At 28.1% G+C, this 25,069-nt stretch carries 24 protein-coding genes; 17 read left to right on the top strand and 7 right to left on the bottom strand.

Features of this window, described 5'->3' with window-relative positions:
* The first annotated feature begins 93 nt into the window (after positions 1-93).
* The 5 genes from KO506_RS17145 to KO506_RS03285 are packed head-to-tail and all read left to right on the top strand — an operon-like array spanning position 94 to position 3,067.
* Positions 94-225: a hypothetical protein gene (locus tag KO506_RS17145; protein WP_289851787.1), complete on the top strand. Its 132-nt coding sequence runs from the start codon at positions 94-96 to the stop codon at positions 223-225.
* 4 nt (positions 226-229) lie between these two features.
* A complete protein-coding gene (gene ruvC, locus KO506_RS03300) occupies positions 230-829 on the top strand; it encodes a crossover junction endodeoxyribonuclease RuvC (protein WP_215993468.1) in 600 nt (199 codons plus the stop codon).
* Positions 830-836: 7 nt separating this feature from the next.
* Positions 837-2,033 carry a radical SAM family heme chaperone HemW gene (gene hemW, locus KO506_RS03295; protein WP_215993467.1) on the top strand — a complete coding sequence of 399 codons (1,197 nt, stop codon included), beginning with the start codon at positions 837-839 and terminating at the stop codon, positions 2,031-2,033.
* A 10-nt stretch (positions 2,034-2,043) separates the two neighbouring features.
* Positions 2,044-2,793, top strand: a complete 750-nt coding sequence (locus KO506_RS03290; protein WP_215993466.1) for a cyclase family protein — start codon at positions 2,044-2,046, stop codon at positions 2,791-2,793.
* Positions 2,794-2,824: 31 nt separating this feature from the next.
* Entirely contained in the window at positions 2,825-3,067 is a 243-nt protein-coding gene (locus KO506_RS03285; RefSeq protein ID WP_215993465.1) for a hypothetical protein, read from the top strand.
* Here KO506_RS03285 and KO506_RS03280 read toward each other — a convergent pair.
* Entirely contained in the window at positions 3,064-4,044 is a 981-nt protein-coding gene (locus KO506_RS03280; protein WP_215993464.1) for a CorA family divalent cation transporter, read from the bottom strand. The two genes, KO506_RS03285 and KO506_RS03280, sit on opposite strands and share 4 nt — an antisense overlap.
* Before the next feature lie 59 nt (positions 4,045-4,103).
* On the opposite strand from KO506_RS03280, the gene KO506_RS03275 reads away from it, so the two are divergent.
* Both KO506_RS03275 and KO506_RS03270 read left to right on the top strand, forming a co-directional pair.
* Positions 4,104-4,472, top strand: a complete 369-nt coding sequence (locus KO506_RS03275) for an MmcQ/YjbR family DNA-binding protein (protein WP_215993463.1) — start codon at positions 4,104-4,106, stop codon at positions 4,470-4,472.
* Between the two features lies 1 nt (position 4,473).
* Positions 4,474-5,022 carry a 5-formyltetrahydrofolate cyclo-ligase gene (locus KO506_RS03270; RefSeq protein ID WP_215993462.1) on the top strand — a complete coding sequence of 183 codons (549 nt, stop codon included), beginning with the start codon at positions 4,474-4,476 and terminating at the stop codon, positions 5,020-5,022.
* 22 nt (positions 5,023-5,044) lie between these two features.
* On the opposite strand, the gene KO506_RS03265 is transcribed toward KO506_RS03270, so the two are convergent.
* Entirely contained in the window at positions 5,045-8,314 is a 3,270-nt protein-coding gene (locus KO506_RS03265) for an amidohydrolase family protein (protein WP_215993461.1), read from the bottom strand.
* A 100-nt stretch (positions 8,315-8,414) separates the two neighbouring features.
* Positions 8,415-9,137 (bottom strand): peptidoglycan DD-metalloendopeptidase family protein, encoded by a 723-nt coding sequence (locus KO506_RS03260; protein ID WP_215993460.1) that lies wholly within the window; start codon positions 9,135-9,137, stop codon positions 8,415-8,417.
* 165 nt (positions 9,138-9,302) lie between these two features.
* On the opposite strand from KO506_RS03260, the gene ade reads away from it, so the two are divergent.
* The gene (gene ade, locus KO506_RS03255) at positions 9,303-10,925 is read left to right on the top strand and encodes an adenine deaminase (protein WP_215993459.1); all 1,623 of its coding nucleotides are present in this window, start codon (positions 9,303-9,305) and stop codon (positions 10,923-10,925) included.
* 3 nt (positions 10,926-10,928) lie between these two features.
* On the opposite strand, the gene KO506_RS03250 is transcribed toward ade, so the two are convergent.
* Positions 10,929-13,145 (bottom strand): FUSC family protein, encoded by a 2,217-nt coding sequence (locus KO506_RS03250; protein ID WP_215993458.1) that lies wholly within the window; start codon positions 13,143-13,145, stop codon positions 10,929-10,931.
* 138 nt (positions 13,146-13,283) lie between these two features.
* Here KO506_RS03250 and KO506_RS03245 point away from each other — a divergent pair, with 138 nt between their 5' ends.
* The 7 genes from KO506_RS03245 (at position 13,284) to KO506_RS03215 (ending at position 19,806) form a co-directional block, all read left to right on the top strand.
* Positions 13,284-13,874 (top strand): PhnA domain-containing protein, encoded by a 591-nt coding sequence (locus KO506_RS03245; RefSeq protein WP_215993457.1) that lies wholly within the window; start codon positions 13,284-13,286, stop codon positions 13,872-13,874.
* Between the two features lie 173 nt (positions 13,875-14,047).
* A complete protein-coding gene (locus KO506_RS03240; RefSeq protein WP_215993456.1) occupies positions 14,048-14,407 on the top strand; it encodes a BlaI/MecI/CopY family transcriptional regulator in 360 nt (119 codons plus the stop codon).
* Between the two features lie 4 nt (positions 14,408-14,411).
* Complete coding sequence (locus KO506_RS03235) at positions 14,412-14,900, top strand: hypothetical protein (RefSeq protein WP_215993455.1); 489 nt, start codon at positions 14,412-14,414, stop codon at positions 14,898-14,900.
* Positions 14,901-15,015: 115 nt separating this feature from the next.
* The gene (locus KO506_RS03230) at positions 15,016-16,446 is read left to right on the top strand and encodes a M56 family metallopeptidase (RefSeq protein WP_252726771.1); all 1,431 of its coding nucleotides are present in this window, start codon (positions 15,016-15,018) and stop codon (positions 16,444-16,446) included.
* 10 nt (positions 16,447-16,456) lie between these two features.
* Positions 16,457-18,034 carry a M56 family metallopeptidase gene (locus KO506_RS03225; protein ID WP_215993453.1) on the top strand — a complete coding sequence of 526 codons (1,578 nt, stop codon included), beginning with the start codon at positions 16,457-16,459 and terminating at the stop codon, positions 18,032-18,034.
* A gap of 7 nt (positions 18,035-18,041) precedes the next feature.
* Entirely contained in the window at positions 18,042-19,292 is a 1,251-nt protein-coding gene (locus KO506_RS03220) for a tetratricopeptide repeat protein (protein ID WP_215993452.1), read from the top strand.
* 46 nt (positions 19,293-19,338) lie between these two features.
* Positions 19,339-19,806: a hypothetical protein gene (locus KO506_RS03215; RefSeq protein WP_215993451.1), complete on the top strand. Its 468-nt coding sequence runs from the start codon at positions 19,339-19,341 to the stop codon at positions 19,804-19,806.
* A gap of 6 nt (positions 19,807-19,812) precedes the next feature.
* On the opposite strand, the gene KO506_RS03210 is transcribed toward KO506_RS03215, so the two are convergent.
* Together KO506_RS03210 and KO506_RS03205 are read right to left on the bottom strand one after the other, a co-directional pair.
* Positions 19,813-20,043 (bottom strand): hypothetical protein, encoded by a 231-nt coding sequence (locus KO506_RS03210; RefSeq protein WP_215993450.1) that lies wholly within the window; start codon positions 20,041-20,043, stop codon positions 19,813-19,815.
* A 351-nt stretch (positions 20,044-20,394) separates the two neighbouring features.
* Positions 20,395-22,350 (bottom strand): putative porin, encoded by a 1,956-nt coding sequence (locus tag KO506_RS03205; RefSeq protein ID WP_215993449.1) that lies wholly within the window; start codon positions 22,348-22,350, stop codon positions 20,395-20,397.
* Positions 22,351-22,433: 83 nt separating this feature from the next.
* On the opposite strand from KO506_RS03205, the gene KO506_RS03200 reads away from it, so the two are divergent.
* Together KO506_RS03200 and KO506_RS03195 are read left to right on the top strand one after the other, a co-directional pair.
* On the top strand, positions 22,434-23,033 hold the full coding sequence (locus tag KO506_RS03200) for a ribonuclease HII (protein ID WP_215993448.1): 600 nt from the start codon (positions 22,434-22,436) through the stop codon (positions 23,031-23,033).
* 171 nt (positions 23,034-23,204) lie between these two features.
* Positions 23,205-24,257, top strand: coding sequence for a nucleoid-associated protein (locus KO506_RS03195; RefSeq protein ID WP_215993750.1), 1,053 nt, complete (start codon positions 23,205-23,207; stop codon positions 24,255-24,257).
* 81 nt (positions 24,258-24,338) lie between these two features.
* On the opposite strand, the gene lipB is transcribed toward KO506_RS03195, so the two are convergent.
* Positions 24,339-25,043 (bottom strand): lipoyl(octanoyl) transferase LipB, encoded by a 705-nt coding sequence (gene lipB, locus KO506_RS03190; protein WP_215993447.1) that lies wholly within the window; start codon positions 25,041-25,043, stop codon positions 24,339-24,341.
* Between the last annotated feature and the right edge of the window lie 26 nt (positions 25,044-25,069).

Genomic DNA, 25,069 nt, shown 5'->3' with positions numbered 1-25,069 from the left:
TAAAAATAGATTTCAATGAAAAATCTAATATTTTTAGTTTGTAAACGTTGCAGTAAGAACTTTTAAAATTAATAAGAAATAATTCAAGTAAAAATGGAGTTCAAAAGAAAATTTGGAAGACAAAAAAAAACAAAACCTACAAAAGGGCTTTTTTTAATTTTATTATTAGCATTGGCTTTATTTTTATGGTTTAATGCAGAATCACTTTTAAATTCTTTATTCTAAATAATTGGCAATAGAAAAAATAATTTTAGGCATAGATCCTGGAACAACAATTATGGGTTTTGGTATCATAAAAGTTGTGGGTAAAAAGATGGAATTTATTCAAATGAATGAATTGATCTTAAAAAAATACGACGACCATTACCTAAAATTAAAACTCATTTTTGAAAGAACTGTAGAATTAATAGATACCTATCATCCAGATGAAATTGCTATTGAAGCACCTTTTTTTGGTAAAAATGTACAATCTATGCTAAAGTTAGGTAGAGCACAAGGTGTTGCAATGGCTGCAGGTTTATCTAGAGAAGTGCCAATTACAGAGTATTTGCCAAAGAAAATTAAAATGGCAATTACAGGAAATGGAAATGCAAGTAAAGAACAAGTAGCTTTAATGCTAAAATCGTTATTGAATTTAAAAACTTTGCCTAAAAATTTAGATGCTACAGATGGTTTGGCAGCTGCAGTTTGCCATTATTATAATTCAGGAAAAGTTGTTGGTGGTAAAAATTATTCGGGTTGGGCAAGTTTTGTAAAACAGAATAGCTCCCAAATCCCCAAAGGGGGATCAAAAAATTCTCTTACAATAAACTTAAGGAAGAAGAAATAACAATTTAATGGATAAAAATATAAATTTCCATAAAGAGGACAGTTCCTCTCCTTTGGAGAGGTTAGGAGAGGCCTCAGGAATCTACATTCACATACCATTTTGTAAACAAGCTTGTTATTATTGCGATTTCCATTTTTCTACATCATTAAAAAAGAAAGAGGAGCTAATTTCGTGTTTAATTAAAGAGATTGAAATTAGAAAAGAAGAGCTAAATCAATCAAAAATAGAAACCATTTATTTTGGTGGTGGAACTCCGAGTTTGTTATCAACTAAAGAAATAGAAATGTTGGTAAATGCTGTTTATCAAAATCATAATGTTGTAGAACATCCAGAAATTACGCTCGAAGCAAATCCTGATGATTTATCCGAAGAAAAAATAATTGAACTTTCTAAATCACCAATAAACAGATTGAGTATTGGTGTGCAATCTTTTTTTGAAAAAGATTTAAAGTTGATGAATAGAGCTCATAATGCATCAGAAGCAAAAAAATGTTTGCAAACTGCAACTAAATATTTTAAAAATATTTCTGTAGATTTAATTTACGGAATTCCAGATTGTACAAACGAACAATGGCAAGAAAATATAGCAACTGTTTTGGGTTTTAATATTCCACATATTTCTAGCTATGCTTTAACTGTCGAAGAAAAAACTCCGTTAGCAAGTTTTATCAAAAAAGGAATTATTAAAAATGTTGATGATGAAAAAGCACAGGAGCAATTTAATATTTTAATTGAGGAATTAGAAAAAGCAAATTTTGTACATTATGAAACATCAAACTTTGGTAAAGAAAGTTTTTTTAGTAAAAACAATTCTGCCTATTGGTTAGGTAAACCTTATTTAGGCATTGGTCCATCAGCACATTCTTTTAGTAACAATCAACGTAGTTGGAATGTTAGAAATAACTCAAAATATATAAAAAAAATTCAGCAAAACCAATTACCAATAGAAAGAGAAATTTTATCTAAAACTGACAGATATAATGAATATATTATGACAGGATTAAGAACAATTTGGGGAGTTTCTTTAGCGAAAATTAAAAATGATTTTGGTGTTCAGTTTGTTGATTATTTAGAAAATCAATCAAAAAAATACATTCAACAAGAATTGTTGTATCTTGAAAACCAAACTTTAAAAACCACAAAAAAAGGAAAGTTTTTGTCAGATGGAATTGCAGCTGACCTTTTTATGTTAAACTTAAATTAAACAATATTATTTGAAAGCAACAGTAGAATACAACTCAAGAAAAATAGTAGTAGATATCTCTAACCCTATAGATATTTCAATTCCAATAGACCCTGCAAAAGAGAGTGTAAATGCTTGGTATACAGATGGTCCAAAAATTTCTGCAGAAACACAAGAAGGTTATGAAATAAGTGTTGCCAATGGTGCTGTAGTAAATTTTAATAGCATACAATTCAATCCACATTCACATATTACACATACAGAATGTGTTGGTCATATTACAGAAAAAGTACATTCTGTAAACCAAAATTTAAAGTATTTTATCTTTCTGGCAGAGGTGGTTACAATTGCACCTTTGTTTCATAATGGAGATTTTTTAATTGGAGTAAAACAATTAAAAACTGCTTTGAGAAATAAGAAACGAGATGCTATAGTTATTAGAACTTTACCTAATTTAGAGGATAAAAAGAGTATGAAATACTCAAATACAAACCCTACTTATTTGTCAGAAAAAGCGGCAATTTATTTAAGAGAAAAAGGCGTAAAACATTTGTTAATAGATTTACCATCTGTAGATAAAGAAAAAGATGATGGTCAACTATTGTCTCATAATGCTTTTTGGAATACAGCAGGAGAAATAAGAATGGATGCCACAATTACAGAATTTATTTATGTACCAAATGATGTTGAAGATGGTGAGTATTTATTAAACTTAATGATTGCACCTTTTGAGAATGATGCTACACCAAGTAAGCCTGTTTTGTATGAAATTATAAAGTAATTTTAGCTTTTGTAAAAAGGGTTTTTTATTGATGAAAGCACTTCTTGAAAATACCAGACTTTTGCTTGTATTTATAACTTCACTATATATTTATCTATATATGGAGTTTTCAGTAAGAATAAATAATACAATTACAATGTTAGCAGAAAGTAGTTCAAATAGAGCTATTGGAGTTTATGTAGCAATTAATATTGCCAAATTCGCTGCTTTTTTATTTAGTTTAATTTCATTAATTTTTCTGATAAAACTAATCGTTGAAAAAAAGAAAAATTAAAACCATTTTTTACGTTTAAAATACCAAACAGCAGCAATAGTAACTAACACCATTATTCCTAATAAAATAAAGTAACCATATTTATATTTTAATTCAGGAATATACTCAAAATTCATTCCGTAAATACCTGCTAAAAATGTAAGTGGAATAAAGATTACAGATAAAATTGTTAGTGTTTTCATCACCTCATTTAATCTATGACCTTGTATACTAAAAATCAAGTTTATTTTACTTTCTAACTCTTGTAATTCAAAATCTATATTAGAAATTAAATTATTCGATTGTTCTTTTAATTCACTAAAATATTTTACATCAAAATTTGTAATTTCAATCTTTTCTAGCTTTACAATAGTATCTCTTAAACTCATTGTAGCTTTCTTAAAGTTGAATAATTCTTGTTTTCTTTTTTCTACTAAGGATGTAAATTCAGGTGTGGGTTTTATTTGAGTAGAGTTTAATTTATCTGCACTTAAAGCTGCATTTTTTTGATAAGTTTCTTGATAATTATCTACTATCGATTCTAAAATTAAAAACAATAAATAATCTGTTTTTTTCTTTCTAACAATGCCTTTATTTGCTTCTAAACGCTCACGAATCCAATCAAAATAATCGCCTTCTTTTTCTTGAATACTCCACAAATAACTAGACGAAACTACAAAAAGCATTTGTTCAGATTCTAAAGTTTCGCTTTTGGTAATTAATACACGAGTAGACACAAATACCAAATCATCTAACAAAATAACTTTATTAGAATGCTCATCATCCATAAATAATTTTATCAAAAAATCGTCTAATTTATTCTGATTAACGATTATTTTAAAAATTTCTGAATACTTGTTTCCATAAGTATTTATCCATTCTGTAGAAGGTATTTTGTTCGATAAAATAATATCAGAAATAGCATCATATTTATTTTTTTGATAATTATTTTCAGAATAACTAATTAATGATGTCTGTTTTAAAAACTCCTTCTCCATTATAAAATTAATTGTAGATTTGGTTTTATAAAGATACTTTTTTAAAACCAACAACTAAAATGGATATAGAACAATTAAGAGATTTTTGTATCGCTAAAAAAGGAGTAACAGAACATTTTCCTTTTGATGATGTAACGCTTGTTTTTAAGGTGATGAACAAAATGTTTGCTTTGGTTGGCTTAAATAATTGGGAAAAAGGAGAACAGAAAATCAATCTAAAATGTAACCCTGAAAAGGCTTTAGAACTACGTGCTGAATACGAAGGTATTTACCCAGGTTTCCATATGAATAAAAAACATTGGAACACCGTAAAAATCAACACTGCTGATGTTTCTGATGCTATGGTTTTTGAGTTGATAAATCATTCTTACGATTTAGTTGTACAAGGTTTAACTAAAAAAGCAAAAGCTGAATTAGCTAATTTGTAAAATGAAAAAAGCAGAACTTAGAAAAATATACAAACAAAAAAGACAACATTTATCTTCGGATGAAATTCGTCAACTTCAAGAAAGTATCTACAATCAAATTTATACTTTGGATATTTCTAACATTAAAATCATCCATATTTTTCTTTCGCTAGAAAAGTTTAAAGAGATTAATACGAAACCAATTATTGATTATTTTAGAGATAAAAAGATAAAAATTGTAGTTTCTAAAAGTGATTTTACAAACAATACCTTAACTCATTTTTACTTAGAAAAAGATACAGAAATTGAAGTAAATACATACGGAATTCCTGAACCCAAAAATGCAGAACAAGTTTTAGAAACAGAAATAGATTTGGTTTTTGTACCTCTTTTAATTTCTGATGAAATGGGTTACAGAGTAGGATATGGTAAAGGTTTTTACGATCGATTTTTATCTAATTGTAGAAAAGATGCAAAAAAAATAGGTTTAAATTTCTTTAAACCTATTTCGAATATTTCTGATGTTTATGAGTTTGATATTCCTTTGGATTTTGTTATTTATCCTAAGTAATAAATAATTTATAACTCATTTTTTACTCATGACAACTACAAGTAGGTGTCATAAAACTATTCGTATTCATATTTAAAGGAACCCCTTGGTTGTAACCTTCCATTTCAAAATAAAATGGGGTTCTTTTTTTATCGTAATTACCAATTTCATTCATAGTATCTACATCAAATAAACGACCATTTACCATAGTGTAAATTACAGAATTAGAGTTTTTAATATCCTCTAAAGGATTTTTATCAAGTATAATTAAATCTGCTAATTTCCCTTTTTCTAAAGAACCAATTTCATCAGCAACACCAATGTAATTTGCTCCATTTATGGTGGCTGCTTTTAAAGCTTCGTGATTACTTAAACCACCTTGTTGTAGCATCCATAATTCCCAGTGAGCGCCCAAACCTTGTAATTGCCCATGAGCACCTAAATTAACTTTTACACCTTCTTTTGCTAAAGCAGTAACAGTTTCAGAAGTTAAAACATGTCCGTTTTTATACTCTTCTTCAGGTATCATAGTTCTATGTCTAGAACGTGAATCAACCACATATCTTGGTGTGTATTTCATTAAGGTTTTGTTTTCCCAGACATTTGTTTTTTGATACCATTCATATTCACCACTCATACCACCATAATTTACAATTAAAGTAGGCGTGTAACCAGTTTTACTGTTTTTCCAAAGCGATATTACATCTTTATAAACAGGTGCAACAGGTATGTTGTGTTCAATTCCTGTATGGCCATCAAAAATCATAGACATGTTAGAGAAAAAATTAGAACCACCTTCAGGCACCACATTTACACCCAATTCTCTAGCTGCTTGCATAATTTGTTGACGCTGTTCTCTTCTTGGCTGATTGTAACTTTTAATTGATTTTGCACCAAAAGCTTTAGTTCTTGCAATTGCAAAACGAGCATCATCTAAATTATTAACAACTGCTTTAAAATCGCCTTCTGCTCCATATAAAATAAAACCAGTAGAAAACATTCTAGGACCAACTAAATCACCACTTTTTTGTAATTCTTCTAAGGTAAAAGCAGCAGCTGTATGCACAGAAGGGTCATGTGAAGTGGTAACTCCAAAAGCTAAATTCGCATAAAATTGCCAGTGTTTTTGAGTGCTTAATCCGTTTCTAAAAGCGCCAACATGTGCATGTACATCTACAATACCAGGCATAATGGTTTTACCTAACATTTTGTAAACCTTAGCATCAGCAGGAATATCAATATCATTGGTTTTACCAATTTTTTCAATTTTATTTTTATGGATGATAATGGTACCATCTTCAATTACTTGATTGCCATTCATAGTAATTATTCTGGCATTTTTAAACGCAATTCTACCTTCAGGAACATCAGATTTTTTAGTTAGATTTATTTTAATACTAGTAACATCTGTTGCTGCTAAATTTGTTTTTGCAAAAGGATCTGTTGTATTATTTACTACTGATTTCGATGAATATTCATCACCCAAAGTCCAGAATACTTTAGAATCGTTTTTTGCCCAATGTAAATTGATACCAGCGTTTATAGACAAGCTTTCTACATTAAAAGACTGTGTGTTGTTATCTAAATTAATTTCACTTCCGTTCTTAACAAAAGGAGCAACATACAATTTATGCAAATGAATAAAAGCAATAAATTTATTATCGTTACTTGGTACTAACCTGTTGGCTAATTTTGATGAAAAATGACTTCTTTCTTCTTTTCCATTTAAATCTACACTTTTTAATTTCTTTGTTAAACCACCAAAAAATGATCCTCCAGTTTGAAAGAAAATACGTTTATCATCCACAGAAAAACTTGGAAATTCTCCATTTTTAGAAACTAATTTTGGATCAGTTCCATTTGCATTAGCTAAGTAAATTCCTGTTTTTTTGGTGTAATCAAAACCTTGATCTCCATTTCCAGATTCTTTTCTGTATATAATTTTAGAATCAGTACTATTAAAAGCAGGGGTTCTGTATATTCCTTTTTCTTTTGTGATTTTAACTAAGTTGGTTCCATCCAAATTTATTTGGTAAATGTTCCCTAATTCTTCATCATTCCAAGTTACAAATAATATCGAATTTCCATCCGAAGAAAAACTAGGTTCAGCTTCAAAATCAGATAAAGTTGTAATTCTAGTAGGTATTCCTTCTGGTAAAACTTTTTTGTAAATATGACCTAAAGCTGTAAAAACTATCGTTTTTTCATCAGGAGAAGTTTGTACATTTTTAATCATTTTTGATGTGAAATTTTCTTCAAAAACTTTTCTTTTTACGCTGTGAGTTTTGGCCAGTTTAATTTCTTCATCAACTTGAAAAGGAATATTCTGAATCTGTTTTGTTTCAATATTTATTCTGTTAATTTTACCTTGAGCCCAAATAATAATGTCTTTGCTATCTGGCATCCAAGCAAAATGTGGATACACTCCGAACACAGCCCAAGCCTCACTTTGATCTTTGCTTAAGTTCTCGTAAATAGGCCATTCTTTACCTGTTTCTAATTCGTGAATGTATAAAACAGATTTTGTTCTTATACGTTTTACAAATGCCAAAAATTTACCATTTTTAGAAATAACAGGTCTTGCTGCACCTCCAGGACCACCAGTAATTCTTTCTGTTTTTCCGGTTTCAAAATTATATTGATTAATCACATAAATCTGTTTGTTAGGATCTTTATTGTACTGAAAAAATCCTCCAGGATACATATCTTCTGCATAATATAAATACTTTCCATCTGGCGAAATTGATGGGTCATTTACATCTTGTTGATCGTTTTTTCTTTTGGTTAATTGCAAACCTGCTGCACCAGAAAGTGGATATTGCCACATTTCTCCTGCACCAACAGAACGTTGAGAAGTAAAGTGTTTTCTAGCTACTAAAGATTTTCCATCTGGTGTCCAAACTGCATTGTTTAATAATCTGAATTTTTCTTTGGTAATCGATTTTGCATCATTACCATTTGCTTTCATCACCCAAATATTATTACCACCTTCAGCATCACTTGTAAACGAAATATATTTTCCATTTGGGCTAAATCTTGGTTGTACTTCATAAGCTAAACCAGAACGTAAACGAGTAGTTGTACCTCCAGAAATTGGCATTTTGTAAATATCACCTAGCAAATCGAAAACAATGGTTTTTCCATCAGGAGAAACGTCTAAATTCATCCAAGTACCTTCTGTTGTGCTCAATTGAAAAGAATTGTATCTCCAATCTTCATGCGGATTATTAACATCCCATTTTTTAGGTTTTTCTTGCGAATTGATTTGTATCGAAAACGCTAAACAAAGCAGTAGTAATATATTTTTAGACATAATTGATCTGGATTAAAAATTATACTTTATAAATGTAAGGTTTTTATTCTTGCTACGAATTCACGAATTAATTATTTTAATGAAATTAAATATTCGTTTATTAACGGCTAATTTTTTGAAAGTCAGTACTTCTAAATAATAAAATAGGATTAGGACAAATCTTTTTCCAATAATCAAGTTCACTTTCTAAAACAACACCAGGAAAATCATTTTTATAATTTAGTAATGAGAGAATTACTTGAAAATGTAAGTGAGGTACCCATTCACCATTTTCGTTATAATTTCCTAAATCACCAATTTTTTCACCTGCTTTTATTACATCATTCAAATTAAATTTTAAAATACTTTCTTCGGATAAATGTCCATATAAAGTATAAAATTCAACATCTTGAAACTGATGTTTTAGAATGACAAATCCGCCATAACCTTTTAAATCTTTTTGATGAATAGCGCATACAATTTCACCATCTAAAATTGCGTGAACAGCTGTATTTTCTGGTAACCAAAAATCAACACCCAAATGAATGTTTCTTTTTTCTGATGAATTTTCTGCATTATAAATATCAGAAGTGTATAAAGCACGTTTTTCTAAATAACCACCAGCAATTATTTTCTCTGGATTTTTGTTTTGAATAGCGAATAATTGAGCTTCAAAAAAAGTAGGATTATTGAATTCTGCCTCTGTTTTTACAGTGGAATTGTAAATGCTTAAATCAATAGGATAAAGTGCTGTTTTCTGAATTGTTGGGAATAATTCTTTTAAAGATAATTGTTGGTTTTTAGCCCAATTGATAAAATTTTGATAGCGTTGTTTTTCATCCATTATCAAAAATAAGTCTTTGAATTGAACTTACAAATATTTTTTATTTTGTTTGATAGTAGTTGACAAGGTAAGTAAGTTAAAATGAAATAATTCTTGACTATTTTTATCAACCTTATTCTAAATCCTTTTTTTATTATTTGTAATTTTGTGTTAAAGCATCAAATTATGATAGTACAAGGAAACATTGTCGATATTCAGAATAAAACCATTTTTAAAGGAGAAGTTGAGGTTAAAGATGATAAAATCATTGCTATTCGTGAAGTAAATCACGATATAGAAAATTATATTTTACCTGGTTTTATAGATGCTCATATTCACATAGAAAGTTCGATGTTAGTACCTTCTGAGTTTGCTAAAATTGCAGTTGTACATGGAACTGTTGCTACAGTTTCTGATCCGCATGAAATTGCCAATGTTTTAGGTGTAAAAGGTGTTGATTTTATGATTGAAAACGGAAAAAAAGTTCCGTTAAAATTCAATTTTGGAGCACCAAGTTGTGTGCCAGCAACTTCTTTTGAAAGTGCAGGAGCCATTATTAATGCAGATGACATTAAAAAAATGATGGAAAATTCTGACATTAAATATTTGGCAGAAATGATGAATTATCCAGGTGTTCTGTTTGATGATAAAGAAGTTTTAGCAAAGATTAAACACGCAAAAAATAACAACAAACCCATAGATGGTCATGCACCAGGTTTAAGAGGCGATGATGCTACAAAATATATTGCTGCAGGTATTTCTACAGATCATGAATGTTTTTCTTTTGATGAAGCCAAAGAGAAACTAGAAAAAGGAATGAAAGTAATTATAAGAGAAGGTTCTGCTGCCAAAAATTTTGAAGCTTTAATTGATCTTTTGCCAGATAATTATGATCATATGATGTTTTGCTCAGATGATAAACATCCAGATGATTTATTGTTAGGCCATATAAATCAATTGTGTGAAAGAGCAGTTGCTAAAGGAATTGATGTTTTTAAAGTGTTACAAGCAGCTTGTATAAACCCCGTAAAACATTATAATTTAGATGTTGGTTTATTAAAAAAAGATGATTTTGCTGATTTTGTTGTGGTTGATAGTTTAGAGAAATTTAATGTTTTAGAAACCTACATAAATGGAGAATTAGTTGCCAAAAATGGAAACTCATTTGTAAAAGATGTTGACTTCGAAGTTTTGAATAATTTTAATACAGATATAAAGAAAATTGAAGATTTTAGATTTGCATCATCAGCAGCAAAAATTAAAGTAATTGAAGCTTTAGATGGTGAGTTAGTAACCAATAAAATAGAAGCAGCATCTTTAATTGAAGATGGAAATTTAGTTTCGAATATTGAGACTGATATTTTAAAAATGACAGTCGTAAATCGTTATAAAAATGCTGAACCATCAATAGCATTTATCAAAAATTTTGGATTAAAAGAAGGTGCTATTGCAAGTTCTGTTGGGCATGATTCTCATAACATAATTGCAATTGGAGTTTCTGATGAAATGATTTGCAAAGCCGTTAATTTAATAATCGAAAATAGAGGAGGAGTTTGTGCTGTAACATCATCCAAAGAAAAAATAGTTTCATTGCCAGTTGCTGGTATCATGTCTGATAAACCAGCCAAAGAAATTGGTAAAGCTTATGCAGAATTAGATAAAATGGCCAAAGAAATGGGTAGCCAATTAAGAGCACCTTATATGAGTTTGTCTTTTATGGCTTTGCTTGTTATTCCGTCTTTAAAACTATCTGATAAAGGTCTGTTTGATGGAACAAGTTTTCAGTTTACATCATTAGAAATCGATTAAATCTTAAATCTTATTAATCTTTTTCACTAAACTTTCTGATAAATTAAATAACCATTTTACCTGTTCAAAAACCAATTGAGTTTCGTGTAAAGCAACTTTCATTTCATTAGAAATAGGAATCCCTTTTTCAATTTCTTCATCTCTTGTAGATGAAAGGTTTTTGTAATGTTTTTTGTAATTTTTTTCAGCAATTTTTAATTCTTTTGTGTTTAAAGAATTATTATTTTCTTTATCGTTTGTAGTGTCAATTACACTTTTTAAATTGGTCTGTATATTGGTTACGTAAATCTCAAATTGTTCTGGTGCAATACCTGTTTCGTTACTTCTAATAAACATCCCTAAAGAAGTTAAAGAAGATAAAAATGTATTACTAATAGATACCAAGTCATAAATTATTGCACTATTTTCTTGTTTAGATTTTGGTTCTTGGACAAATCTTTGATAAGCTGCATTTAGATTACCAACCTTTAAAAAAGCTTCTTTTCTTGCTAACCTATAATTGATTGATGTTTCCCCTTTTTTATGATAATAGATATTTATTTCGTTTAAAAGATTAGAAAAACTATTGGTAGATTCTTTTAAGAAATCTTTCATGTTTCTAGCCTCCCAAGCAGGCCAAAATAAATGGTTGGCTGCATACGCTAATAATGCTCCTATTAATGTATCAAAAACTCTAAATTGAATAACTTCTAATACATTTGGATAAATTATAGCATACATAAAAATTACATAAAGTGTAATAAAAGCGGCGCCATTTCTATAGTTCTGTTTCACTAAAGAAAAGCCTATAATTAAAGAAATTACTGCAATAAATGCATAAATGATTGTGTTTTGTGTAATAAGTACAATAGCAACACCAACCAAAGCACCTATAATTGTACCAATAACCCTGTTTTTAGTTCTTTCTTTTGTTAAACTATAACTTGGTCTCATGATTACGATTATGGTTAAAAGAATCCAATAAGATTGTTGTAATTCAATAATATGACCAACAATAAACCCAATTAAAGTGGTTAAAGTTAATCTTAAAGAATGCCTAAAGATTGGCGATTTAATACTAAAATTAGCCCTTAGCTTTTTTAAATCATAATCTTGAGGAGTAATAAACTGTTCTGCATTTTTTATACCTCTAATTTTATCATTTTTAGAGTATTTGCTTAAAATTCTAACAATATCATTTAAGTTTTGAATTTGCTTTTCTTGATATGTTTTGTAATTTAATAACAGAATTACATCTTCTCTAGATTCTGGTAAACCTACTTGTAGCTCAAAAAGATCAATCTGATTTTCTATTTTTTTTAATAATATTTTGAAATTGTTTGTAAACGAAAGTTTTTCTTCTTTTAAAATAACTTTAGAAATATGTAAAAGTCTTTCTGAAATTTCAATAATTAAAACTTTAAATTCATCAATTTTTTCTGGATGATCTTTATATAATACATCAAACTTTTTATAATTAATAGGGTTAGAAATGGCTAACTCATAAACTTCCATGAGTTTAGAAAATATTAATTGCTGACGTCTAATTCTGTTGCTAAAACCAGCATTAGTTCTTCTTTCTAAAATTACTTCTCTTAAGGTTTCATGTAGCTCATTAATATCAATCTGTAGTTTAAAACTTTTCTCTAATAGTAAAGTCCTATCTTCTTTTTCTACTAATAATTCACCTCTTAATTTTATAAAACTAGCTGTTTTTTCTATTAATGTAAAAAATAAAAAGTCGGTTTGAACTTTAGGGAAAATCAATTGAGTAGAAAGCGTTAAAAATAAATACCAAAAGCCACCCAGAGCAATAAATAAAGCATGTTGTAACAAAGAAACTTCATTACTATCGTAGGCAAAAGCCAAAACCAAAGCCAATAAACCTGCCAAAGAAATTAAAGAAGCTCTAAAACCAAATACAGAAATATACGAAACAGAAAAAACTAAAATTATTAAAATCGGAATTATTAATAACAAGTAACTACTAAAATAACCAACCATTAGAGTTATTGTAAAAGCTAGAATTATAGAGGCTAAAATACCATAGAATTTATGTTTTAAACTACCATTGATATCTGCAGGCAAACTTAATATTGCACCAAGAGCAATACTAAAACCAATATCCATACTATCAAAAAAATAGATAGATATAAATACAGGAATTGTCATGGCTAAAGCAACTAAAACCGCTTTTAAAAATTGAATACTTTTTATATATCTTAAAAAAGATGTAATCATAACTTATTTTATACTGCAAATTTAAGAAGTAATTTTAGGGCAGTATATTTATATGCATTATTTAAATATTTTTTTTAATACTATCAATCATCATAAAATAAAAGGGTTTGATTATTTTTGTACAATCAAAACATAGAAATGAGTTTATTACAAGATTTAGAAAAGAGAAGTGGCAATCAATGCGAATTGTGTTCAGCAACAAATAATTTAGCTATTTACGAAGTTAAACCAGTATCTACAGGTGGTTTTGATGGTAGTATTTTGGCTTGTGAAACTTGTATAAATCAAATTGAAAATCCTGAGGAAGTAGACGCAAATCATTGGCGTTGTTTAAATGATTCTATGTGGAGCGAATTTACACCTGTAAAGGTTACAGTTTGGCGAATGTTACATCGTTTAAAGAACGAAGGTTGGCCACAAGATTTATTAGGAATGATGTATTTAGAAGATGAAGAAATCCGTTTTGCAAAAGAAACAGGAGATCATTTATCAGAAAGTGAAAAGATTATTCATAGAGATGCAAATGGGGCAATTTTACAAGCAGGCGATTCTGTTGTGTTGATAAAAGACTTAAAAGTAAAAGGTTCTAGTATGGTTGCAAAACAAGGTACAGCTGTTCGTAGAATTTCTTTAGATCATGAAAATGCAAAATATATAGAAGGTAAAGTTGGGCCAACTCAAATAGTAATTATTACTGATTATGTAAAGAAAATGGCAGAAAAGGAATAATTTTTTTTTGATAAAAACTTAAAAAAGGCTTGTAATTTATTGAATTACAAGCCTTTTTTTATGCTTTAAAGAGAGATGTGATATAAAACAATAATATTTACAACTAAAAAATTAGTTTAAACTAGTTTTTTAGTTATATTTGTGTCGTTAAACTAAAAGTTTAGTTGAAAATTATGAAGAAACAATTAACAAAAGCAGAAGAGCAGATTATGCAAGTTTTATGGAATTTGGAAGAATCTTCTGTAAAAGAAATCATAGAAAAATTACCTGAACCTAAACCAGCTTATAATACAGTATCTACAATTATTAGAATTTTAGAAACTAAAGAATTTGTTGCACATAAAGCAAAAGGTAGAGGTTATGTGTATTACCCATTAATTGAAAAAGAAACGTATAGCAACCAAAGTTTACATAAATTAATGAATGGTTATTTTAATGGCTCATTTAAAAGTATGGTTTCCTTTTTTGTAAAAGAAAATAATATGGATGTTGCTGAATTGGAATCTATTTTAAAAGAAGTGAATAAAAAATAAAGTGATGAAAAATTTATCGTTCACACTTTTAATAATTTTCTGTTTTTGCTATGGATGTAAGTTAGAATCGAAAGAGGAAAATGTTTTAGTAATTAATTTAAATACTATTTCAGAAATAGAACAAAAGGATTTTTTAAAAATGAATTTAGATAAAAATCATCCAAATTTATTAAATCCTGATATTAGTAATCTGGATTTTGAAATAGTAGTGGAGTCTTGGACAAAATTGCATTCAGATTTATATCATTTTTTAAAAGACCATAACTTTAAATGGAATTCTAAAAAAGAAAACATTAAGATCTTTAACAAAATATATTTTACTAAAAAAGGAAAAATAAAAGTATACGCTTTTAAAATATTAGAAGATATAAGTGAAGATAAGATTATTGAGTACGAAAAGCTCGTTAATGAGTTTGCAAATAATGCTAAAATTAATGTAAAGAGAGATAGTGATTTTGCGCAATGTGGAAAAGCATCTTTACCTAATTTATAAAATATAAGCTATGATCAATTACATCCTTCAGGTTATCTTATTCCAAGTGTTATTCTTGACTGTTTATGATTTTTTTCTGAGCAAAGAAACCTTTTTTACCAAAAACAGATGGTATTTGTTAAGTACACAAATTTTATCTTTTGTGTTACCATTGATAAAAATACCAACGTTTCAAAAAGCAGTTCCACAAGAATTTGTAATACAATTACCAGAAATTGTTTTAAATCCTGATCAAGTAATCCAGCAAACAATTCAAGAAACAAATATAGAACAATCTATTAACTATATCAATATTTTATTTTGGATTGGAGTCGCTTTTTTCTCGGTTTTGTTTTTGATAAAATTGATAAAGATTATTTCATTTATTAGAAATAATGAAACGATTAATAAATCTGATTTTACTTTAATTTTAATTCCAAATCAAACCAAAGCCTTTTCATTTTTTAACTATATTTTTTTAGGGAAAGAAGTGCCCAAACATCAACAAGAAAACGTAATTCAGCACGAGTTGGTACATAGCCAGCAAAAGCATTCTTTTGATTTACTTTTTTTTGAAGTATTAAAAATTGTGATGTGGTTTAACCCAATGATTTATTTCTATCAAAAGCGAATCACTTTGGTACACGAATACATTTCTGATGCAATTGTAGCCAAATCAGAAACCAAAGAAAGTTATATCAATAATTTGTTATCTAGCTTTTTTCAAGTAGAAAATATATCGTTTGTAAATCAATTTTGTAAAGAATCTTTTATAAAACAAAGAATACTGATGATGAATCAGAATCAATCAAAAGCGGTAAAACAATTAAAATATTTGGTTTTAGTACCAATATTAATCAGTATGCTTTTTTACAGTTCTTGCGCATCTTTTGATAGTAGGTTAAAGAAAAGAATTGTAACGCATTATAGTGTTGCTGATGGAGAGTTATTTAGTTACAAAGGAGAAAAAGAATCAAGTTTAGACACTTACTATGGTCCTAATCCAAAAGGGCTTTTAGAAGAAATACCTTTAGAAGAATTGCCAGAAGAAATTAAAGAACGAGAGTATAATAGGTTTAAAAAATTCAGAAACAAAGGTGAAAGAAATCAATTGTTTTTATCTTTTTATAAATTCAATAAATATTTTAAAACACCTGATGGAAGAATTGCTCATGGTATGATTGGAGATAATTTGACTAGCATTCATCCAGATAAAGTTGGGGATGAATTGTTATTCATAAAATTAACTAAGTCACCCATTTTCCCTGGTTGTTCAAAAAGAGATTCTGATTGTTTTTTAGAAAAACTAGAACAACATTTCTTAGATAATTTTGATAGAAAAACTTTAACTGGTTTAAAATTAAATACAAAAAAAGTAAAAGTTTTGGTTGATTTTAATATTAATCCAAATGGTTATGTAGGAGATATTTCAGTAGAAGCACCAAATGAAACGATTAAAAATGAAGCTAAAAAAGTTATAGCTTCTTTACCAAAAATGACTGGTGGAGAAAAATATGGAAAACCAATAAAGGCGAAATACATATTGCCTTTTACAATTATACTTTAAAAAAAAATCTATGATTAATTACATCCTTCAAGTTATCTTATTCCAAGTGTTATTTTTGGCTATTTATGACTTCTTTTTAAGCAAAGAAACCTTTTTTACAAAGAATAGATGGTATTTATTAAGTACACCAGTTTTGTCTTTTTTAATTCCCTTGATAAAAATACCAACCTTTAAAAAAGCAGTTCCACAAGAGTTTTTTATTCAATTACCAGAAATTGTTTTAAACCCAGATAAAATAATTAAAGAAAGCATTACAACAATAAGTTTTACAGATTCTATCAATTATATTAATATTTTATTTTGGATTGGAGCCGCTTTTTTCTCGGTTTTATTTTTGATAAAATTGATTAAGATTATCAATTTTATCAAAAAATATGGAGCTCAAAAACTATCCGAATTTAGTTTGATAATGATTCCTAATGAAACCAAAGCCTTTTCATTTTTCAATTATATTTTTTTAGGATCTGCCATTAAAGAAATCAACAGAGATAAAATAATTAAACACGAATTGGTACATAGCCAACAAAAGCATTCTTTAGATTTAATATTTTTTGAAGTGCTAAAAATTCTGATGTGGTTTAATCCAATGATTTATTTCTATCAAAAGAGAATCACTTTAGTGCACGAATATATTTCTGATGCTGTAGTTAGTAAATCAGAAACCAAAGAAAGTTATATCAACAATTTGTTATCTGGTTATTTTCAGGTAGAGAATATTGAGTTTGTAAATCAATTTTATAAAAAGAGTTTAATTAAAAAAAGAATAATTATGATGAAAAAGAATCAATCTAAAAAAATGAATCAGTTAAAGTATTTAGTATTAGTTCCTGTTTTAATAAGTATGTTGTTTTATAGTTCTTGTTCAGATATAGATTCAAGCGAAATTGAATTATCAAAATTACAATTAGAAACAAGATATAGTATAAAAGAAGATAAATTAGTAGGTACAAAAGGGAGTAAAGAAACTTATTTGGATTCTTATATAGGTGTTGAAGAACCTATTGGTGTAAAAGAAATCTCTTTTGAATCACTTTCTGAAGAAGAAAAGAATGAATTTAATACACTGAACGAAAGAATGGTTGCACTTATGGAATCTAAACCTGAATATGAAAATATGGTTAGCTTTAAATTTTATAAAATGCCAAATGGAAGAAATGCATCTGGACTTTTTTTTAATTTTGATAAATTAAAAGAAAGAGAAGAAGCTAGAGTTAGTTCTATGACAGATATAACTGAAACTGAAGAAATTTCTTTTATAAATATTGACAAAGTACCAACTTTTCCTGGTTGTGATGAGGGAGATAGAAAGTGTTTTTCTAAAATGGTTCAAAAGCATTTTTCAAGAAACTTTGATGCAGATATGCCAAAAACATTAGGTTTAGAACCAGGTAGAAAAAGAGTTTTTATCGCTTTTAAAATTGATAAAGAAGGAGATGTTGTTGATGTACAAGCTAGAGCTCCTCATAATGATATTAAAGAAGAAGTATTAAAAGTAATGAATTCTTTACCAAAAATGATTCCAGGTGAACACCAAGGAAAAAATATAACAGTAAAATATTCAATACCTTTTACCTTATTTATAGAATAAACGATTTATGAAAAAGAAGATTTTATTTATATTAATATTTGCAATTGTTAAAGTTGAGGCACAAACCTCAACTTTTTCTGTTGCTGACAGTTTGTTTGCTAAAGGAAGATATAAACTTGCTTTAAAAGAATTAGACACCAAAGAAGCCTCATTTTTGTCCAACTACAAAAAAGCAGTTATTTATGAATCTATAGATAATTATAAAAAAGCAGCTTATTTTTTAGAAAAAGCCATCACTTTTAAAGATGATGAAAAGGCAAAATTAAAATTAGCTAAAATTTATAGAGCTTCTAAATTATCAAAAAAAGCCATTCCTATTTACGAAGAAATTCTAGCCATAGACTCTTTAAATTTAGTTTTAAAATATCAATTAGGTAAACTTTACATCATCAATAAAAAACCGAAAAAAGCTATTGAAACCTTTACCTACTTAATTAAAAACGATACAGAAAATCCAAATTATTCTTATCATTTAGGGTTATCTTATGCTTTAAATGGGCAAAGAGATCCTATGATAAATAGTTTTATAGATACATATCAAAAAGATTCTACACATATTAGAGCAATTTCTAGATTGGCTAAAAGTTTCCTTAAATTAAAAGATTTAGATTCAACCCAATTGTTTGTAAATAAAGGTTTAGCAATTTCGCCAAACGATTTAGACTTAAATAAAATAAAGATTAATCAATTTTTTAGAGACAAAAAGTACAAAGAAAGTATTCCCTATTTATTAAATATCGATTCTTTATATAAAAAAGAAACTTATAGTACATCACTTTTAGGTAAAGCCTATTACAATATAGATAGTTTGGAAAAAGCCAAAAAATATTTTACCAAATTAAAATTTAAAGATAGAGCAAACTTTAAAGCACATACATATTTAGGGCATATCGATTTTAAGCAAGAGAAATATAATTCAGCAAGAATGAATTATATGATGGCTACTTTTATTGGTAAAGAAAGTAGAGACGAAGAATATTATGGAATGGCAAGAGTGTTTTACGAATTAAAAAAGCCAAAACAAGCTATAAATGCATATCAAAATGCTTTTGAAGAAAACCATAGAAATTACAGGGCATTATATCAATTAGCCAAACTTTCTGATGATTATTATAAAGATAAAAAGATAGCCTACAAGCATTATATAAAATATATCGAAACTTTTTATGAAATAGATGAAGGGATGTCTGCTTTTGTAAGAAACAGAATAAAAGAGATAAAAAAAGAGTATTTTTTAAGAGGAGAAACTTTAAAATAAAAGTCATTAAAATTTAGTAAGTTTACGCTTTATAAGAAAACTATAAATGCGCGTTTTTTCTTTTTTAATTTTAATGATTTTTTGCACTTCGTGTGATAAATTCTCTTTCTCAAAAAATAAGAATGTACAAGTTGTAGATACTATTGTAGATTATACTTCTGTAGATACTTTTCCGTCTTTTAAAGTTTGCGATTCTTTTATTGATAAAATTAAAAAGCAAGATTGTTTTAGAAACACAATTCATCAAAAAATAGGAGAGGAGTTACAAAAACACATCTATTCTATTAAAGATTCTATTGATACAACTGTTTTGGTTGATTTAATTATCAATGCCAAAGGCGAAATAGTTTTTGATGGATTACAATCTGAAAATATAGAAATGCAATTACCAGAATTACAAGGTATAATTCGTAATTCTATTAATAATTTACCAACTGTTCTGCCAGCTGTTAAAAGAGGAATTCCTGTAACTACAAAATATCAATTACCAATAAGAATTTTGTTGAAAGAATAAAAGATGTTATTTCTTTAAATTCAAAACTCCAGAAATTAATAATAACAACCAAGGCAAACCGTGTAAAAGAACATCGAACCAATCTTGTGGTTGTAATCCTTTCTGAGCATCAAACGCATTTCCACCTAAAAGCCATTGTAATTTACCCCAAATATGAGGTGGATTAAAAGGGGCTAGTCCTAAAGTTAAACTCGCAATTAAAAAAAGTTTCCAATTATTTTTAAGTTGATCTTTCATTCTTTTTAAGTTTATAACTTTTATAAATAGCAAAAACAACCCCTATTATTGTGTGTAGAATTAGTGCAAATATTAATCTAAAAAAAGCACCTAATCCATACTCATCATATCCCCATAAAGATTTGCCTCCATATATTATTATACTAAAATAGATTGCAATTAATATTAGGTTTAAAAAAGCATACCAATATACATATTTCCAATAAGATAAAAGGTAAATACTAAACAACCACATTGCTATAATAAAGAAAATAAATAAAAGTATATACATAACATTTTATTCAAAAATCTGCTTAAAATCCTTTTTAGTGTTTAACGAAGTCTAAATAAAAATGATTCAGCTTAAGGTTTTTATATAAACCAATTCCAAACCAAACCAAAACGAATAGTAAAATCTCTATAAGGATAATTAGGAGCAGAAAAATAATTTTTTTCAGAAAAGCTAGAAGTTACATTATCTATCTTAAAGTAAATTCGAGTTCTACGTACTCTTGCGTTAAAGAACACATCAAAAGTTGGGTAGCCAATTTCATCCGTATTTTGTAGCGTAAATTCTGCCAATAAAGGGTTATAAGCATTGGCATTATACTTTGTAAAATACTTAAACGTAACTCCAATATTTACCAACATTGGTTTTCCCTTAAACCACTCATCAGTATAATATAAAGTATTTCTAGTAACAAATTCGGGTACTCTAAAAACTTCTGCACCACTAGTAACATTTTGATACATAACAGTGTTGTCTAATCCTAATTTCCAGAATTTAAACTCTCTGTTTGCTTTAACCTTTAAATATGTAATTTGACTTCCATATTGCTGAGGTAAATTACTTTCATCAAAATAAGTGTAGTTATCAATATTTGTAAAGTTTAAATTGGCATTTATCAATTTAGAAGTAAAAGCAAAACCTAAATCTCTTGTATTTACGTTACTAAAATCGTTTTGCCAATTATAATCATCATATTTACTTTGATGCAATAATGTATTAAAATTGGGCGATTTAGAACTTAATAATAAACTTCCTTTTAAGCCAAAAAGGCTGTCTTTTAAATACACAGCTTCACCTTGTAAATGGCTTCCAGATAATCTTCCAGAACCAGGAGTTAAAGCTGCATCAGCATTTAATTGAAAGTTTTTAATTCTTGCATTCCAGTCTGCACCAACAGAAATTGCGCTACCCTCTAATTTTAACTTGTTAATAGAACTACTCGTATTTAAAATGGTATCATAACCATAAGAATAGTTAATAAGGTTTGCTTTTGCTTTAAATTTACCTAAAACATATTTCGAATTAAATTCAAGATTTAATTCATTATTGGTTATAGAACTTTTGGCTTCGTTATTTGTAGCATCAGAAGCATTTGCACTACCAAAAATATCTGTTGTAGTTGAGGTTTGATTAAAGCTATAAAACTTGTTCTCGCTAGTAAAAACGTGACCAACTTTTAAATTAGTAAAATCTTTATCATTAATAGTGTCTTTGCTAGATAGTATTTTATAACTATGTTCTACATAAACCCTAGTACCATCAAACTGACTTTCTGCATCCTCAAGATTAACATCTAATCTAGAACGTTGTGTAAAATCAGGATCTTCAGTAACAAAATAATCTAAAGCATCAGCAGTTAAGCCACCACTTTCTTCGTGAAAAAAATCTTGGGATGTTAAATGCCCTCTAATTTCATATTGGTTTTCTTTAGTTCTGTAATGAAAAGCACCTCTAAAATTACCATTACTTACCAAAGATTGTCTGTATTCTCCCAAAGAACGTAAGCCTTTGTAAGAAAGTGAAACGTTTAATCTTTTAGAAAAATTTAGAGTAAAGAGTGCATCAACAACTTGCCCTTGTTGTAAGCCTGTTCTGTATAAAATTTCGGTTGTTGGTGTAGGCACTTCATAATATTTAATGTCTTCAACATCTAAATAACTAAATTGTTTTGCGCTAAAACCAATATCAGGAAATTGACTAACATTATCAAAACTATACCCTAAATTATTAAAAGTTTGCCCTTGGTTATGGAACTCAAGTAACTCAAAATTATCTTTTCTAAGATAATTGAATTTGTATTCTTTTTGTAAAGTTAAAGTAGTGTCTATGTAAGAAGTGTCTCTCTTATGAGAAAATATTTTGTAATCTGTATACTTTGTTTTACCAGATAAAATTACTTTAGTTTCGTTAGAATTATTTATGGTATCATTTCTAGAGTTTCCAAAAGACCCTCCTTCAATTTGTTCTTTTAGTCGCTGTCCAAATAAATTATTAGAGCAGATAAGCAGTAAAAAAATGTAAAAAAACGTTTTATTCATAGTAGATAAATACAAGAGCAAATGTAAAATAATTAAACGAAAAGAATAGTTAATAATTATGCTGAAATCTGTTAATTTGTAAAATGTTACAATCAAATTATAGTGGTTTTACTTTAGAAGCAGGTACAGACGAAGCTGGTAGAGGCTGTTTATGTGGTCCTGTTGTGGCAGCAGCCGTAATTTTGCCTAAAGATTTTACGCATCCTTTTTTAAATGATTCCAAGCAATTATCAGAAAAAAAGAGAGACGAATTAAGACCTTTTATAGAACAAAATGCCTTGGCTTTTGGGGTTTCTTTTATTTGGCAAGAAGAAGTGGATGAAATAAACGTGTTACAGGCTTCAATTACAGGAATGCACAGATCTTTAGATCAACTAAAAATTACACCAGAATTTATAATTATAGATGGTAATAAGTTTAGAGATTATAAAGACATACCACATAAAACCATTGTAAAAGGCGATGCCAAATTTTTGAGTATTGCAGCAGCATCTGTGTTAGCAAAAACGTATAGAGATGAGTATATGGCTAAAATTCATCAAGAATTACCCATGTACAATTGGCAAAAAAACAAAGGTTATCCAACTAAAGAACACAGAAATGCCATTCGCGAATTTGGTGCCACAAAATATCACAGAAAAACATTTAAGTTGTTGCCAGAACAATTAAAAATGAAATTGTAATTTTTTTAGAAGCTATTTCCTGCTTTCACTACTCGCTTTTTTTGCTCCAAAAAGCAAAAAAGAGCTCAAACAAGTCGTTCAATCAGGGCTAAACTTGTTTGCAAACTTTAGTAAATAACTTCAAATTATTTAAAAAAGTTCAACTATTTTTACGCTCCAAATTTCTAGATGATGATTAAAAAAACAAGAGCCGAAATCACCAAATGCATTTTACACAAAGTCGCTAATAAATTCAATAGTGGTCAAAATGTGCTTTCAGAAGATTTAATTCGTTTTGATCAAGAAGGTTACGATTTAATGAAAGGGTTTTTATTAAAACCATTTGGTAGTTTAACACAAAGTTATCGCTTTTCTCATCATGCAGATGTACGTTTAAATGAGTTAAATAATTATGCATCAGAAGTTTTTAAAGACGAAAATACGTTTATAGAATATTCTAAAAACATCGTAAATCATTTGTACGAACAATCGAATTCTGCACAAATTAAAACAGGAGATGTAATTGTTGTTTTTATAGAAGGTATAGAATATAAAGATGTTTTAACAGAGGCAATTGGAGTTTTTAAAATCGAAAATAAAGTTGACTTTTTTCAAACGTATTTAGATGATAATGAAAGTTTTGATGTTGTTGTACAAAAAGGAATATCAACAAAAAGAATAGATAAAGGATGTTTAATTTTAAATACATCAGATGTAGAAGGTACAGTTGTTTTTTCTGTAGATAATAACAACTACGATGCACAATATTGGATTAAGAATTTTCTTTCTGTAAAATTAGCTGATGATTATAATTCGCATACACAGAACTATTTAGAGTTGTGTAAAGAGTTTTCTGAAGAAGTAATAAAACCAGAATTTGGAAAACACGAGCAAGGTAATTTCTTAGCAAATACCGTAGATTATTTTAAAGAACACGAAGCTGTAGATTATCACGATTTTAAAGACGAAATTTTCGAAGAAGATAAACACAAGGATTTGTTCGAAGATTATAAAAAACATTACGAAGATTTAAATGATGTTTTAATTCGTAATAATTTTGATGTTTCAGGAGTTGTTTTAAAGAAAGAAAAAAGCAAGTTAAAAACAGAAATTAAGTTAGATACAAACATCAACATAAAATTAGATGTAGATGCACCAGATGCAGCCTCAGAATATTTAGAAAGAGGTTATGATGAAGAGAAAAAAATGAAATATTACAAAGTGTATTTTAACGAAGAGAAATAATTATTTGTAATTACAAAAGATAGTGAAGTAATCTGTTTAATAAATTTTGCAGATTACTTCGCAAATTCGCAATAACGTATTTTATGAAGCAACAAAAGCTTCAACCTCAAAAAGCGTTTTAAAATGCTTTAAAATTTTAGTTTTTACTTCTTCTAAATCAACCTTCCTATTTAATTCAGCTTCCATAGAAGTAACTGCTTTGCCTTTAATTCCACAAGGAATAATATTATCAAAATAACCTAAATTCACATTAGCATTTAAGGCAAAACCATGCATGGTTACCCATCTAGAAGAACGAATACCCATTGCACAAATTTTACGAGCAAAAGGTGTTCCAACATCAAGCCAAACTCCAGTTTCTCCTTTACTTCTTGTACCTTTTATTCCATATTCTGCAATGGTTAAAATTATGGTTTCTTCTAATAAACGTAAGTATTTATGAATATCTGTAAAGAAATTTTCTAAGTCTAAAATTGGGTAACCTACAATTTGTCCTGGCCCATGGTAGGTAATATCTCCACCTCTGTTTATTTTGTAAAAAGTAGCACCTTTTTCTTTAAGTTGATTTTCATTCAATAACAAATTACTCATATCACCACTTTTTCCTAATGTATACACATGAGGATGCTCTACAAACAAAAAGTGATTTTTTGTAGTTTCTTGTAAGTCATTTCTACGATTAGAAATCTTAACGTCTACAGTTTCTTGTAGTAATTCAGTTTGATAATCCCAAGTTTCCTTGTAATCCTTAACTAATAAGTCTTTTAATTCGATGTTTCTATTCATAATCTAAAGTACAAAGGTAAATATTT

Source organism: Polaribacter vadi, assembly GCF_018861005.1.
In the GTDB taxonomy this organism is placed as follows: Bacteria; Bacteroidota; Bacteroidia; order Flavobacteriales; family Flavobacteriaceae; genus Polaribacter; species Polaribacter vadi_A.
The sequence above is the reverse complement of the archived record's forward strand: the minus strand, read 5'-3'. Positions and strand labels throughout refer to the sequence as shown.

What these genes read in the sequence shown, in the direction of transcription:
- KO506_RS17145 (WP_289851787.1), top strand. Translation starts at nt 94, where the DNA reads ATGGAGTTCAAAAGAAAATTTGGAAGACAAAAAAAAACAAAACCTACA.
- hemW (WP_215993467.1), top strand. Translation starts at nt 837, where the DNA reads ATGGATAAAAATATAAATTTCCATAAAGAGGACAGTTCCTCTCCTTTG.
- KO506_RS03285 (WP_215993465.1), top strand. Translation starts at nt 2,825, where the DNA reads ATGAAAGCACTTCTTGAAAATACCAGACTTTTGCTTGTATTTATAACT.
- KO506_RS03280 (WP_215993464.1), bottom strand. Translation starts at nt 4,044, where the DNA reads ATGGAGAAGGAGTTTTTAAAACAGACATCATTAATTAGTTATTCTGAA.
- KO506_RS03275 (WP_215993463.1), top strand. Translation starts at nt 4,104, where the DNA reads ATGGATATAGAACAATTAAGAGATTTTTGTATCGCTAAAAAAGGAGTA.
- KO506_RS03270 (WP_215993462.1), top strand. Translation starts at nt 4,474, where the DNA reads ATGAAAAAAGCAGAACTTAGAAAAATATACAAACAAAAAAGACAACAT.
- KO506_RS03265 (WP_215993461.1), bottom strand. Translation starts at nt 8,314, where the DNA reads ATGTCTAAAAATATATTACTACTGCTTTGTTTAGCGTTTTCGATACAA.
- KO506_RS03260 (WP_215993460.1), bottom strand. Translation starts at nt 9,137, where the DNA reads ATGGATGAAAAACAACGCTATCAAAATTTTATCAATTGGGCTAAAAAC.
- ade (WP_215993459.1), top strand. Translation starts at nt 9,303, where the DNA reads ATGATAGTACAAGGAAACATTGTCGATATTCAGAATAAAACCATTTTT.
- KO506_RS03250 (WP_215993458.1), bottom strand. Translation starts at nt 13,145, where the DNA reads ATGATTACATCTTTTTTAAGATATATAAAAAGTATTCAATTTTTAAAA.
- KO506_RS03245 (WP_215993457.1), top strand. Translation starts at nt 13,284, where the DNA reads ATGAGTTTATTACAAGATTTAGAAAAGAGAAGTGGCAATCAATGCGAA.
- KO506_RS03240 (WP_215993456.1), top strand. Translation starts at nt 14,048, where the DNA reads ATGAAGAAACAATTAACAAAAGCAGAAGAGCAGATTATGCAAGTTTTA.
- KO506_RS03235 (WP_215993455.1), top strand. Translation starts at nt 14,412, where the DNA reads ATGAAAAATTTATCGTTCACACTTTTAATAATTTTCTGTTTTTGCTAT.
- KO506_RS03225 (WP_215993453.1), top strand. Translation starts at nt 16,457, where the DNA reads ATGATTAATTACATCCTTCAAGTTATCTTATTCCAAGTGTTATTTTTG.
- KO506_RS03220 (WP_215993452.1), top strand. Translation starts at nt 18,042, where the DNA reads ATGAAAAAGAAGATTTTATTTATATTAATATTTGCAATTGTTAAAGTT.
- KO506_RS03215 (WP_215993451.1), top strand. Translation starts at nt 19,339, where the DNA reads ATGCGCGTTTTTTCTTTTTTAATTTTAATGATTTTTTGCACTTCGTGT.
- KO506_RS03210 (WP_215993450.1), bottom strand. Translation starts at nt 20,043, where the DNA reads ATGAAAGATCAACTTAAAAATAATTGGAAACTTTTTTTAATTGCGAGT.
- KO506_RS03205 (WP_215993449.1), bottom strand. Translation starts at nt 22,350, where the DNA reads ATGAATAAAACGTTTTTTTACATTTTTTTACTGCTTATCTGCTCTAAT.
- KO506_RS03200 (WP_215993448.1), top strand. Translation starts at nt 22,434, where the DNA reads ATGTTACAATCAAATTATAGTGGTTTTACTTTAGAAGCAGGTACAGAC.
- KO506_RS03195 (WP_215993750.1), top strand. Translation starts at nt 23,205, where the DNA reads ATGATTAAAAAAACAAGAGCCGAAATCACCAAATGCATTTTACACAAA.
- lipB (WP_215993447.1), bottom strand. Translation starts at nt 25,043, where the DNA reads ATGAATAGAAACATCGAATTAAAAGACTTATTAGTTAAGGATTACAAG.